8 protein-coding genes are annotated in these 13494 nt (G+C 45.0%); 2 read left to right on the forward strand and 6 right to left on the reverse strand.

What is annotated here, in order from left to right:
- Window positions 1-4: 4 nt before the first annotated feature.
- The 5 genes from ACNORC_RS02265 to ACNORC_RS02285 all read right to left on the reverse strand — a co-directional run bounded on the left by ACNORC_RS02265 (window position 5) and on the right by ACNORC_RS02285 (window position 8111).
- Entirely contained in the window at window positions 5-2947 is a 2943-nt protein-coding gene (locus ACNORC_RS02265) for a serine hydrolase domain-containing protein (RefSeq protein WP_418333964.1), read from the reverse strand.
- 19 nt (window positions 2948-2966) lie between these two features.
- Window positions 2967-4205 carry a C40 family peptidase gene (locus tag ACNORC_RS02270; RefSeq protein WP_418333965.1) on the reverse strand — a complete coding sequence of 413 codons (1239 nt, stop codon included), beginning with the start codon at window positions 4203-4205 and terminating at the stop codon, window positions 2967-2969.
- A gap of 40 nt (window positions 4206-4245) precedes the next feature.
- Window positions 4246-5922, reverse strand: a complete 1677-nt coding sequence (locus ACNORC_RS02275) for a glycoside hydrolase family 10-like protein (RefSeq protein WP_418333966.1) — start codon at window positions 5920-5922, stop codon at window positions 4246-4248.
- A gap of 66 nt (window positions 5923-5988) precedes the next feature.
- Window positions 5989-6813 (reverse strand): N-acetylmuramic acid 6-phosphate etherase, encoded by an 825-nt coding sequence (gene murQ, locus ACNORC_RS02280; protein ID WP_418333967.1) that lies wholly within the window; start codon window positions 6811-6813, stop codon window positions 5989-5991.
- Window positions 6814-6839: 26 nt separating this feature from the next.
- Complete coding sequence (locus ACNORC_RS02285) at window positions 6840-8111, reverse strand: sugar MFS transporter (RefSeq protein ID WP_418333968.1); 1272 nt, start codon at window positions 8109-8111, stop codon at window positions 6840-6842.
- A 267-nt stretch (window positions 8112-8378) separates the two neighbouring features.
- Between ACNORC_RS02285 and lepA the strand changes: the two genes are divergently transcribed.
- Both lepA and ACNORC_RS02295 read left to right on the forward strand, forming a co-directional pair.
- The gene (lepA, locus tag ACNORC_RS02290) at window positions 8379-10175 is read left to right on the forward strand and encodes a translation elongation factor 4 (RefSeq protein WP_418333969.1); all 1797 of its coding nucleotides are present in this window, start codon (window positions 8379-8381) and stop codon (window positions 10173-10175) included.
- 607 nt (window positions 10176-10782) lie between these two features.
- Window positions 10783-11544: a YebC/PmpR family DNA-binding transcriptional regulator gene (locus ACNORC_RS02295; RefSeq protein WP_418333970.1), complete on the forward strand. Its 762-nt coding sequence runs from the start codon at window positions 10783-10785 to the stop codon at window positions 11542-11544.
- Here the strand turns inward: ACNORC_RS02295 and ACNORC_RS02300 are convergent.
- A complete protein-coding gene (locus ACNORC_RS02300; RefSeq protein WP_418333971.1) occupies window positions 11541-13433 on the reverse strand; it encodes a cation:proton antiporter in 1893 nt (630 codons plus the stop codon). The genes ACNORC_RS02295 and ACNORC_RS02300 overlap by 4 nt on opposite strands.
- Between the last annotated feature and the right edge of the window lie 61 nt (window positions 13434-13494).

The raw sequence follows: 13494 nt of genomic DNA on the forward strand, positions 1-13494 counted from the left end.
AACCTCAATGCTTAACTGCATCATATAATACCTGCTGAATCTGGGTACGGGTATTAAGCTGGTAAAGTCGTTTGTTTTCCCGTGTAGGACTAACCCTGTTAGCGAGAAAAATATAGAGAAGATCATACTCCGGATCCATCCACACCATGGTGCCGGTGAAGCCTGTGTGGCCGAAACTTGCTGCGGAAGCATCTTTCGCCGTATTACTGTCGGGTCCTGTATATTTCAAGGCTGGTTTGTCAAAGCCCAAAGCCCGCCGATTGTCATTCTCCGGAAACTGAACGCGGGTGAATTCCTTTAATGTTTCTTCCTGAAGGTATCTCCTTCTGCCATACTCGCCGCCATTCAGATACATCTGCAGCAGCTTCGCAAGGTCATTGGCGTTGGAAAAAAGGCCCGCATGGCCCGAAATCCCTCCCAACATAATTGCGCCTTCATCATGCACTGTTCCGTGAATAGCTTCGTGCCTAAACAAAAAATCGTTCTCTGTAGGAACGATATCACTTGCGGGAAATTTTTCAGAAGGATTAAAAGTTAGGCTGGTAGCGCCCAGGGGTTCATAAAAATGTTCCTGCAGATAACCGGCAAATTCTTCCCCGGTAATATTTTTGATCACTTCAGGCGCCAGGATAAAGAAGAAATCGGAATAGGCGTATTTCTTCTCCTCCAAAAGTGGCGATTTTCGAATGGCTTTCCTGATCTTCTTTGGGTAGTTCCTGTGCAGGTACATATTATCAGTGATCTTGATTGGATAGCGTGCCGAGGAATCTTTTTTGATGGTCCACCAGCGATAGCTGCCGTTCTTGCGCAGTGTATTCTTCCAAAAAGGTATCCATGGCTGCAGCCTTCCCTGGTGCGCCAGGATATCGCGATATGGAATATCTTTCTTGTTTGACCTTCGGAATTTCTTTAGGTGATCTGCTAAAGTCTCGTCTAACTGAAATTTGTCCACGTCATATAACTCCATCAACACCGGCATAACCGAAGCAATTTTGGTGACCGAAGCCAGGTCGTACAGATCGGTCTTTTCTACCGGAATGGTGTCGTGATAAACATGCTCCCCATAAGCCTTGTAAAACACCACTTTTTGATCCTTTGCCACCAGCACCTGTCCGCCGGGAATGGCCTTCATCTCGATAGCCTGCTGCATAAGCGAATCGATCCCGTGCTCCAGGATCTCAGAGTTCATCCCAACAGCTTCAGGCAGGCTGTAGCTGAGTCTAATGCCGCCGGAAACTTCCAGCCCCTCACCTGCCCTGAATTTCTTTCCGACGCTTACCGGCAGTTTTCCGTTGGCACCTACCCCTCCAAAAATGAGCTGGGCAGCCAGGCTTTCGGTCAGTTCAGAATCCTGATAGGTCACAATTAAGGCAGGTGCATTTTCAATATTTTCTATCTTATTCAGTACATACGGATTCTTAAAAAAGCTGATTACCGTGTTCTCTTTTCCGGAGAATTCTGAAATGAACTGCACCACTTCCGAAGAAAAGTTCAGCTTGTTCCGCGGGAATTTGCTTTGGTCGTGTACCCCAAGAATTACCAGGTTATACTCCTGCAATTCCTCCATCAATTCTGCCACCGCTGCGGAATCTGCTTCGGTCTCCAACTGAAAATGTTCCACCTTTGAATAGAGGCTCAGGCTTTTTTGGAATTTGGTCTTCTTTTCAGCACCTATAGAAACAGAAGCGATCTTCAGGGTCTCTAACTGCTGTAAAGGCAGTAGATTTTTGTCATTTTTGAGTACCGTGAGCGAAGCCTCTACCAGCCGGTGATTGAGCAGTTTAGCCGCGGCCGAATTAAGATCCTTTTCTATTCGCTTTTTTGGAACAGGTTTATACCGGTCAAGCCCTACCCACTGCTTCACAGCCAGTATTTTTCTGACCTTCTGGTCAATATCTTCCTGGGTGATCAGGCCTTGCTGAATGGCTTTCTTAACCTCTTCTATGGTCCTGGGAACGTCTTCGGTAAATTCCAGCAGGTCATTACCAGCCAAAAGAGCATCTTTATCCACTACTCCCGGAAGATTGCCCATAGTTACGCCTTTCATGTTCATGGCATCGGTCACAATCAGGCCTTTGAATTGCAGCTTTTCCTTTAAAAGATCGGTGATAATAGCTCTGGAAAGCGTGGAAGGCACACCGGTAGAATCCAGGGCGGGAATATTGAGATGTGCTACCATCACACCTCCCACTCCGGCTTCTATGATCCTTCTGAAAGGATAGAGTTCCAAGGAATCAAGTCTTGCTATGGAATGGTTGATCTGCGGGAGCGCGTAATGGGAATCGGTACCCGTATCGCCATGACCCGGAAAATGTTTCGCCGTGGTAAAAACTCCGGCATTCTGCATTCCCTGCATGTAGGCAACCGCCTTGCTGGCCACATTCTCTTTATCCTCACCAAAACTTCGGAAATTGATCACGGGATTCTCCGGATTATTATTCACATCTACAACCGGTGCAAAATTCACATGCAGCCCGGTTCGCTTTACCTGCCGTGCGACCTCAGCTCCCAATTCCAGTAGAAGATCCTCATCTTGAATGGCTCCCAGTGCCATCTGGAACGGATAACTGATCGTATTGTCCAGCCGCATTCCCAGTCCCCATTCGGCATCAATAGCACCCAAAAGTGGCACTTTTGAAGCCTCCTGGTAATCATTCATCAATTCCACCTGTGACTCCGGGTCGCCCTGAAAAAAGATAAGTCCGCCTATTTTTTGCTCTTTTACAAGCTCCAGGATCTCTTGCTTATGCTTTGCACCACGATTGGAATAAGCTGCCACCATGATAAGCTGCCCAATCTTCTCCTCCTGACTTAAGCTGTTCATAACCGAATCTACCCATGCGCTTTCCCGGTACTGTAAGAAGTCAGGTTGAGCTGATCTTTGGGCATTCACGGAAACTGAAAGGAAAAGAATTGGTAAGAGGAAAAAACAGGAAAAGAACTTCATGAAAAAGGGGGCTTTAAAATTACTTTTTTGACAGGCTATCGGAAGCAGGTTTTTGTGCCATAAAGAGATCGTTTCGCGAGAGCAGCAACAGGTTTGGATCTTCCTCACCTACCAGGCGTTTGGTTCTCAAATAACGGTTATAATTGAACTCATCAAAATCTTCGGAATTCGGGTCCATACTGCTGATGTGCACATTCCCTGATGAATGGATCATCTTATTATCTCCAATCCACATGCCCACGTGTACCACACGTTCTTTAGAAGAATCTGTTGCGGGAGTTCCGAAGAACAGCAGGTCGCCCGGCTGCAGGTTTTCAAAGTTCTTAGTGGAGTCAACAACTTTTCCCGTATGTACCTGTTGAGAGGCGTCGCGAGGAATTACCATCCCGTTCATAAAATAAATGGTCTTGGTAAAGCCGCTGCAATCCACCCCTTTTGGAGAGGTGCCTCCCCAGAGATATGGCAGACCCATCAATTCTTTAGAGGTAGAAACGAGTTCTTCCTCAGAAAGGCTTCGGGAAGCTATCCATTCCTTATAAGGTTGGGCCTTGTCCTTTTCAAGATAGCCAATTTTGCCATCAGGATATTCCACCTCAAAAAAGCCATTTTTGGAACCTTTTAGAACAAAGATGTCCCCCGCCACCACGTCAGAAACAATTCCGGAATTGGTAGCAGCCTTTTCATAAGCCTGCCCGTAAGGTCTCAGAAAAATGACCTTTTCCGCAGCTTTCCAACTGGCGAATTCCTGTTCGGTAAGAGGGGTAATTCCGCCGTGATCCACCCAGGCAATATAATTATCGGGGGTTTGTACAAGATACCAGTCGCCATCGTGTTTCAATACCTTCAACGGCGTTCCCAAAGTAGCCTGTGTTGCAAGTTCTGAGGAATGCCCCTGGTTGCTTCTAATATTCGCCACCGATGTGCGGACCAAAGCGCGGGTCTTCCCCTTCAGTTCATCGGAAGGCAGGAGTTGAATACTGTCGATATAATCCACATCTGCAGCCTGAAGTTTTTCCCTCAGGGCAGCTACAGCTTCCGGAAGATTGGAATCCCCTTTCAGCACATAAGATTTCCCTTGTGGTTCGCTCTCGATATCAAACAGAGCGACCCTTTTATCAGGAACATATTCCTGCCGTACTTCTGCAATAACTTCAGCAGCCCTGTCTTCAGAAACTTCTTCCGAAGCTTCATTTTTACAGGATTGTAGTCCCAATAATGCGAGTGCGGTAATTAAAATTGGTCTTTTAAAACTTCTCATTCAGTGTTTTTTAAAAAGGAGGTTTTTTCACTCTCTTTTATTAATTCGTTGTTTCCTGATCTTCCGAAGCCGATTCCAGTAAAGCGAGATCAGCAGGGATCTGCTTCTCCAGAAAATTACTCTGTACACCCGTTCTGCTTACCGCGGTGACTCCGAGATTGGTCAATGTTCCGTTTTCCTTTTTATCGGCCAGGTACTTCGGCAAGGTAAAGGATCTCTGGCGGTGATCCAGGATCTTGTAATTCCATTTGTTGTTGTACTTGTAATAAACAACCCACTGAAAAACCTTTTTTGGATCTTCATGTTTCCAGCTCACCAGCACTTTCTCCCCATTTTTGAAGGTGCTTACCTGCGGTGCTGCCGGTGCCACATCATTCAACCACGGACTCTCGGGAACCAGGGCCTGTTTGCGGTAGGCGTTATCCAGGATCCCGGCCGAAAGTTTTGGATATTTCAACAATGGCCCAATACTCCAATGGATGCTACCTTTACTTTCCGGCAACATTCCCCGGGTGATCATGATCTGACTTACCGTCTCAATGAGGTTGGGATCATCGCCTCCAAAATCAATATTTATCCCCGGCCATAAATGCCGGTTTTCCAAATTCTCTTTTTCCCACCAACCCAAAAGCACCGGAAAACTCTGTGCCGTTTGGCTGATCTTCCAGTACAACTGTGGTGAATAATAATCGATCCAGCCTTTGTTCAGCCATAATTTAGCATCCGCATATAATTCACTGTATTGATCCATTCCGGAGATGGATTGCGGGTGACCCGGCCGGTAAATTCCGAATGGGCTGATCCCGAACTTTACTTCGGGCTTTTCAGCTTTTATTTCTTTATAGATGCGTTCTACAAACCGGTTCACACTTTCCCTGCGCCAGTCTTCTTTTGAAAGTTTTCCTCCCTTTGCCGTGTAAGCTGCATAAGAAGCCGCATCTGGAAAATCTGCACCCTTGTTATAGGAGGCATACGGATAGAAATAGTCATCAAAATGTACGCCGTCCAGGTTGTACCGCTTTACCAGGTCCATTACCACTGCCGCAGTATGATCCTGTACCGCTTCTTTGGAAGGATCCATCCACCACATTCCGTTCCTGAGCTGTACCACCAGCTCCGGATGTTGTTTCACTACAGAAGCCGGTTTTACTTCGCCTCCGGTAGTATGATGGGCCCTATACGGATTCAGCCACACGTGTAGTTCCAGTCCGCGATCATGTGCTGCCTTGATCCAGAATTCCAGCGGGTCATAATAGGGTTCAGGCGCCTTGCCCGGTTCTCCTGTAAGGAAATACGACCAGGGCTCCAGGTTACTTTTATAAAGGGCATCAGCTTGTGGCCGCACCTGAAAAATGACTGCATTGTAATTGTGCTGCTGTAGAAAATCCAGCAATTGCAAAGCTTCCTTTTGTTGTGCTTCAGAAGAGAGCCCGGCTTTACTTGGCCAATTGATATTGGCCACTGTGGCGATCCATGCCGCCCGGAATTCCCTCATCACGTAGGGCGAAGCGGTGATCTCCTTTACCGGATCTACCACAGCCTCGGGTTTTGGAGAAGCGGGAACAGGTTTTGGAGGAGTTACCACTTCCTTCTCTTGTACCGGTTTCTCAGCAACAGGAGTTGCAGGTCGTTTCTTTACTACTACCGGCTTGGTTGTAGAGCAGGCAGCGCTAAACAGGGCCAGCAAAAGAACAATGTAGAGGCTTTTCTTTGTCATTCAGGTATTAAAAAATAGAAGTTTTGTTAGTTAACGTTTGATTCTCAAAAAAGTGTAAAGCACAGGTTATTTTTCCGGCTGATTTTTAAATACCTCCAAAACTTTCCGTACACTCTTGTATTCCTGCAGCAGGGTACGCGCCAGGTGTTCAGAAATATGAAGTTCCTCCATGAGCATCAGTTCTCCCCTGCCCACCAGTTTTTTGTTGGAAAGCTGCATGTCCACCATTTTGTTGCCTTTTATTCGGCCCAGACGGATCATTACAGAAGTAGAGATCATGTTGAGCACCAGTTTTTGTGATGTCCCCGATTTCATGCGGGTACTACCGGTAACAAATTCAGGGCCTACCACGACTTCAATAGGTACTTCGGCGGCTTCACTGAGCGGAGAACCGGCATTGTTGGTTATACAGGCCGTGAAAAGGCCGTTTTCGCGTGCCTTTTTTATTCCGCCAATCACGTAAGGGGTGGTTCCTGAAGCGGCGATACCTATCAACACATCCTTCTCAGAAATGTTCTTTTCCTGCAGGTCTTTCCAGGCCTGCTGATCATCATCTTCAGCATTTTCAACAGCTTTCCGAAGGGCGACATCTCCCCCGGCAATTAGTCCTATCACCAGGTTCTCGGAAACTCCAAAGGTTGGAGGACATTCCGAAGCATCCAGCACTCCTAACCGACCACTGGTTCCGGCGCCAATATAAAAGAGTCGGCCGTCATGTACCCCTATTTGTTCTACTACCCGATCTACCACTTTTTCGATCTGAGGGATCACCTTTTCGACGGCTTCGGGTACTTTTTTGTCTTCGTTATTTATATTTTTCAGGATCTCAGCGGTGTTCATCAATTCCAGATGATCATATAGGGAAGCCTGTTCTGTGGTCTTTTTATTCATGGCAATTTTTTTCTTGAAACGAGAATTTACAAAGATCTCACTTTATATCCCTTAGTTGCGAAGTAAAATATGTACAGGTAACAGGGAATAAGGATCCAATATGCCTGCTGCGGATTCACTATATCAACCAGGTAGCCATACAATGGAGGAATTACAGCTCCCCCGGCAATGGCCATAATAAGAAAAGAAGATCCTATTTTGGTAAACCTTCCCAATCCTGCAAGTGCCATTGGCCAGATCGCCGGCCATACCATCGCATTGGCTAACCCCAGTAAAGAAATACAGAAAACTGAAACGAATCCATTCGTGAAAATGGCAAGTAATCCGAATACTATCCCCAGAATCGCAGAGATCTTTAAAGCGGTTTCCTGTTTAACGAATTTCGGAATAGTGAAAATTCCGATCACATAGCCCACGATCATTGCGGCCAGCGTGATACTGGCAAAGAACTTTGCATCGTTGAGCGGGATGCCGTGCGCCTGATTGGCATAACTGATAATAGTATCTCCCGCGATCACTTCCACACCCACGTAAAGGAACAACGCAAGCGTTCCTAAAAAGACATGCGGAAATTGAAAAATGCTGGTCTTATTAAGATTTGACTTTGCCACTGCTTCGTCCTCGGCATCGGCATCCACTTCAGGAAGGGCAGAAAAATAGATCATCAATGCGAGTAATATGAGTACCCCCATCATCACCAGGTAAGGATCGATAACCCGCTCAGCAAGTTCGTTTAGAGCTGCAATTTTTTCCTCGCCGGCAAGAGCTGCAATGGCTTCCCCGGGATCTTCCGAAGAGCTGAAGAGCACTGCTCCCAGAATAATTGGGGCTAACACTCCGGCTACTTTATTACAGATCCCCATAATACTTATCCTTTTCGCCGCACTTTCAATAGGCCCTAAGACCGTCACGTAAGGATTCGCGGCTGTTTGTAAAATGGCCAGTCCTGTTCCCTGAACAAATAGTCCTAACAGGAACATCCAGTATTCCCGGCTATAGGCCGCAGGAATAAAGACCAGGCAACCAACTGCCATGACCAAAAGGCCCAGCGACATTCCTTTTTTGTAACCTGTTCTTTGCAACACCCAGGCCGACGGTAGTGCCATCACCAAATAGGAAATGTAGAAAGCCGTCACCACCAGGTAAGATTGAAAATTGTTCAGCTCACAGGCGAGTTTCAGATAAGGTATCAAAACCGAGTTGAGCCAGGTGACAAATCCGAAGATAAAGAAGAGGGCTCCAATAATAACGATCGACCGCTGCGTGCCCGATTTTGTTGTAGTAAGGGTATTTTCCATAGGTCCCGGGGGGAAGGATTAATTGCTTAAAAAGCAGGTTTATAAACAGCACCCAAGATATACATTTCTTAAATAAAGCTTAAATGAAGGAAGAATTTTTTGGCCTTTGCGTACATTTTGAAATGGTCCCGTTCAAAGCCTGAAAAACAGGAAAAAACGGCGAATTGATCCCAAAGAATATTTCTTTAGAGGCCTTTAAAAAAAACTATATTTGTACCTTTTAAAATCTGATTCCCAAAAAGGGGAATTTTATCTCGGAAATTGAACATGAAGAATATTCGGAATTTTTGCATAATCGCACATATTGACCACGGAAAAAGTACGCTGGCCGACAGGCTCCTTGACTCCACCGGATCGGTGACAGACAGGGAGAAGCAGGAGCAGTTGCTGGACAATATGGATCTTGAGCGGGAGAGAGGTATTACCATCAAGAGTCATGCGATCCAGATGGATTATACTTACAAGGGAGAGCAATATATTCTGAACCTGATCGACACTCCGGGACACGTGGATTTCTCTTACGAGGTTTCCCGTTCTATCGCGGCCTGTGAAGGTGCACTTCTGGTAGTGGATGCCGCACAAAGCATCCAGGCACAAACCATTTCAAACCTTTACCTGGCTTTGGAGAATGACCTGGAGATCATTCCTGTACTGAACAAGGTTGATCTGCCGAGTGCAAATCCTGAAGAGGTAACCGATGATATCGTGGACCTTTTAGGTTGTGACTCTTCTGATGTTATTCCGGCGAGCGCCAAGACAGGTATTGGGATCGATGAGATCCTGGCTGCTATTATTGAGCGTATTCCGCCGCCATCAGGGAAAGTAGATGCTCCTTTGCGGGCGTTGATCTTTGATTCGGTTTACAATCCTTTCCGCGGAGTAGAGACTTACTTCAGGGTGATCAACGGAAGTATCAAAAAAGGGCAAAATATTAAGTTCGTTGCTACCAACAAGAATTACTTTGCAGATGAAGTAGGGACGTTGAAACTGAAACAACTTCCAAAGAATGAGATAAAGACCGGAGATGTGGGTTACCTCATCACCGGAATCAAGGAAGCTAAAGAAGTAAAAGTTGGGGATACCATCACCGATGCTAAAAACCCGACTACAGAAGCAGTTCCCGGATTTGAGGACGTAAAACCAATGGTTTTCGCCGGAATCTACCCGGTAGACACCGAAGATTACGAAGATCTGCGCGCTTCTATGGAAAAACTACAGCTGAACGACGCTTCCCTGGTATTCGTTCCTGAAAGCTCCGCAGCCCTCGGATTTGGATTCCGTTGTGGATTCCTCGGAATGTTGCACCTCGAGATCATTCAGGAGCGACTGGAAAGGGAATTCGACATGACGGTAATTACTACCGTTCCAAACGTGTCTTATCACGCCTATACTCATAAAAACAGAGACCAGGTAATCCTGGTGAATAATCCTTCTGACCTTCCGGAACCATCGAGCCTGGATAGGGTGGAGGAACCATATATTAAAGCCACCATCATCACTAAAGCTGATTTTGTGGGTCCTGTAATGTCGCTTTGTATTGAAAAGCGCGGGCAGATCACCAATCAAACTTACCTCACTCCGGAGCGGGTGGAGCTGTCATTCGATATGCCGCTGGCAGAGATCGTTTTCGATTTCTACGATCGACTGAAAACCGTATCCAAAGGATATGCTTCTTTTGACTACTCGCCAATTGGAATGCGCCCTTCAAAACTTGTGAAAGTTGATGTGCTTCTTAACGGAAACGTGGTAGATGCACTTTCTGCACTGCTTCACGTGGACAATGCCTATGACATTGGAAAGAAAATGTGCGAAAAGCTCAAGGAACTTATCCCGAGACAGCAATTCGACATTCCGATCCAAGCGGCTATCGGAGCGAAGATCATCGCCCGTGAGACTGTAAAAGCCTTGAGAAAAGACGTTACTGCCAAGTGTTACGGAGGAGATATCTCCCGTAAAAGAAAACTGCTTGAAAAGCAGAAAAAAGGTAAAAAGCGTATGCGTCAGGTTGGAAACGTAGAGATCCCACAAGAAGCGTTTATGGCTGTTTTGAAATTAAACGATTAATCGATTCAGGATTTAAGATTCAAAATTCAAGATTGTTATGAAATAATTTAGGCGTGCGATTCAATCGTGCGCCTTTTCTTTTTTAATAAGCCACGAATGCACGAATAACTAAAATCTGATTGTCACCCCGAGCGGAGTCGAGGGGTCTTTCTGATTGTGGAATGGAAACTTTGCTTCCCAAATTAATTTTGACAGGTCTCAAAAAGGGCATTTTTGAGAGGTTATATTTCTCTTTTTTAAATGGCCACGAATGCACTAATAAACTTTTATTATTCCTTTCTGCGACCTCTGCGGGACTCTGCGTCCTTTGCGCGGACCTTTTAGAAGGTCATTTTTCTCTGTTCTAAAAGGAGCCACGGATGCACTAATAAAATTGTATTACTCCCTCTGCGACCTCTGCGGAGACTCTGCGCCCTTTGCGTGAACTTTTTAGACATTCCAAATATTTTCAAATACTTAAAGCTCTAAAAATGTCATTTTTGAAGAGGTCTTTTTTCTCTATTCTCTCCTCTCTTTTCTTCATTCCTGGAGTCTTCATTCAATTTTTTAACTTTGTGAGACAACAGATAAATCGAAAGTCTAACGTCTCAAAACTAAAGACTAACCAATGGCCGGACATAGCAAATGGGCGAATATCAAACACCGAAAAGGAGCGCAGGATAAGAAAAGAGCGAAACAGTTCACACGTGCGATCAAGGAGATAAGTGTGGCGGTGAAGGAAGGCGGTGGACCCGATCCTGAAGCTAATCCGGCGCTGCGAAATGCCATTTCCAATGCCAAGGGAGTAAATATGCCCAAAGACACCATTGAAAGGGCCATCAAGAAGGCCAGTGGGGCAGAAGCGGACAATTATGAAGCTGTGACCTTTGAAGGTTATGGTCCCCATGGCATCGCTTTCTTTATTGAATGTACTACAGATAATCAAAACCGTACGGTAGCTTCCGTGCGATCAATCTTTTCAAAGAATGGCGGCAGCCTTGGTACCAATGGTTCATTGGAATTCCTTTTTGACCGTAAGGGAGTTTTTACCATTTCCAGGGAAAGTATTGCTCAAAATATGGAAGAATTCGAGCTGGAATTGATCGAAGGCGGCGCAACTTCTATTGAAAAAGAGGAAAACGCATTGTACGTCTATACCGATTTCACCGACTTCGGGTTGATGAATTCCAAACTGGAAGAATTGGGAATAGAGCCTAAGAATGCAGAAGTACAACGTATTCCGTTGAATACAGTAGAACTACCGTTGGGTCAGGCGAAAGAGATCATGCAGCTCATTGAAAAATTTGAAGATGACGATGATGTGCAAAATGTCTATCACAACATGGAGCTCACTGATGAATTGGTGACTGAAATGGAAAGTGATGATTAACGCCCTTCCACATCGGGATCTTCTACCGTTTCCTCATAATCCTTTTCCTTGAACTCGTCTCCATTTTCCTCTTTTTTGATCTTTTTACCGAGATAGATCAGGAAATAACCTTCTTCAATTTTAACTTCTGAACTGTGGGAAGGAATGATCTCCAATTCCCCGTCGGCTGTTTTTACAAAAAGTGGAATTATGGCAGGATCTGTTTTGGATATCTCTAACAGGCCTTCGTAATGTTCACGACTATTAAGGAGGACCTCATGGATCTTTGGATACTTTCTGGATACTTCGGCCAGTTTTATGTAATCATCTGTATGAGAAAATAAACCTTCGGTAGGATTGGTTTCCGGGTCATTCATTTCGTCGGAAGAGATCAATCTGAAAGATCCCTTTTCCCCGAATTGTTTCCGGAATTTAGTAATGGCGGTTCGGTTAATATCACTGTTTCCTGTCATGGCCATCAAATAACCCACGTCGTTCAACTCGATATTGTTAATAAGATCATCGGCAAATACACTTCCTTCAATCGCTTCGAGGCCCAGTTCTTTTGCTTTCCGAATATTGTCTGCATTATTATCAACAAGCACCACGTGCCTTTTATTATCCTGAAGGTATTTCGCAATAAGTCGCGAAATGGAAGAGGCTCCAATAATGAGGATTCCTTCCGCATTTTTTATAAAAACACCCACGACCTGCGCAAAGAACCTGGCGGTAGTAGCATTCAGCAAGACCGATAGCAAAACGATCATAAATACAAGCGGAGTAATATATTCAGCTCCTTCCACTCCTTCACGCACAAGTTTTAATCCGAAGAGAGAGGCGATACCCGCAGCTACAATTCCTCGCGGTCCTACCCAGCTTATAAAGGCAATTTCATTGAACTTGAGGCCAGAACCGAAAGAACTAATCAATACTCCAATAGGTCTTATCAGAAGCACAACGGTTCCGAAGAGAATTAGTGATTCCCAATTATAAATTAAGAGAAGATCTTCCACTTCTATATTCGCTGCCAGAAGGATAAATAAAATGGAGATAAGAAGTACACTTAGCGACTCCTTGAAGTACAGCAACTCTTTAATATTCGGAAGGTTTTTATTACCCATCACCATTCCCATGACCACCACGGCAAGAAGTCCGCTTTCATGAGCGAAAAGGTCTGCCAGGACAAACACTCCTAAAACTGTCGCAAGGGTGAAAACATTCAGCAGGTAATGCGGAATAACATTCTTCTTTATCAATAAAGCCAGCAGATTGGCAAAAGTAAATCCGAAGGTAAAACCAAAAAGTAATATTTTCCCAAATTCAGCAAGGGCCGTTTGAGTAAAATCCTGTCCACCCTCTACACGAATGAATTCATACATTAATACCGCAATAAGGGCCCCGATGGGGTCAATAAGTATCCCTTCCCATTTTAAAATAGAGGAGACGTGTTTTTTTAAAGGAATATTCCGCAGAATTGGGGAGATCACCGTAGGTCCTGTCACAATAATTAGAGAAGAAAACAGGAATGAGATCTGCCAGGAAAATTCATATATAAAATGAGCTGCAAGTCCGGCACCAAAAAAAGTGACAGCGGTACCTACACTTATGAGCTTTACGATCACAGGTCCAATGTTCCCAATTTCGCTCTTCCGCAAGGTAAGACCACCTTCAAAAAGGATCACGGCGATTGCAAGAGAAACAAAGTAAAACAGGCTTTCTCCGGGAAAGAGACCTTCAGTGCCATTCCAGATTGGCTCCAGCCACTTGGTACCATCATCAGAAATAAGGGTAGAAATAGGTCCTACCAGCAGACCGATCAAAATGAGTGGCAAAATCGCCGGGGTCTTCGTTTTCCAGGCAACCCATTGAGCCAATATTCCAAGAATTATTAATCCTGCAAGTTCTAACATGTACTTTTAATCTAATTGATGCGTGTTAAAATTACTTTTTTAAACCGAAAAAGAGCAAGAT

This window comes from Salinimicrobium soli (assembly GCF_048323655.1).
Taxonomy (GTDB): domain Bacteria; phylum Bacteroidota; class Bacteroidia; order Flavobacteriales; family Flavobacteriaceae; genus Salinimicrobium; species Salinimicrobium soli.

Coding starts and splice junctions, on each gene's coding strand:
- ACNORC_RS02265 (WP_418333964.1), bottom strand. CDS start 2,947: ATGAAGTTCTTTTCCTGTTTTTTCCTCTTACCAATTCTTTTCCTTTCA.
- ACNORC_RS02270 (WP_418333965.1), bottom strand. CDS start 4,205: ATGAGAAGTTTTAAAAGACCAATTTTAATTACCGCACTCGCATTATTG.
- ACNORC_RS02275 (WP_418333966.1), bottom strand. CDS start 5,922: ATGACAAAGAAAAGCCTCTACATTGTTCTTTTGCTGGCCCTGTTTAGC.
- murQ (WP_418333967.1), bottom strand. CDS start 6,813: ATGAATAAAAAGACCACAGAACAGGCTTCCCTATATGATCATCTGGAA.
- ACNORC_RS02285 (WP_418333968.1), bottom strand. CDS start 8,111: ATGGAAAATACCCTTACTACAACAAAATCGGGCACGCAGCGGTCGATC.
- lepA (WP_418333969.1), top strand. CDS start 8,379: ATGAAGAATATTCGGAATTTTTGCATAATCGCACATATTGACCACGGA.
- ACNORC_RS02295 (WP_418333970.1), top strand. CDS start 10,783: ATGGCCGGACATAGCAAATGGGCGAATATCAAACACCGAAAAGGAGCG.
- ACNORC_RS02300 (WP_418333971.1), bottom strand. CDS start 13,433: ATGTTAGAACTTGCAGGATTAATAATTCTTGGAATATTGGCTCAATGG.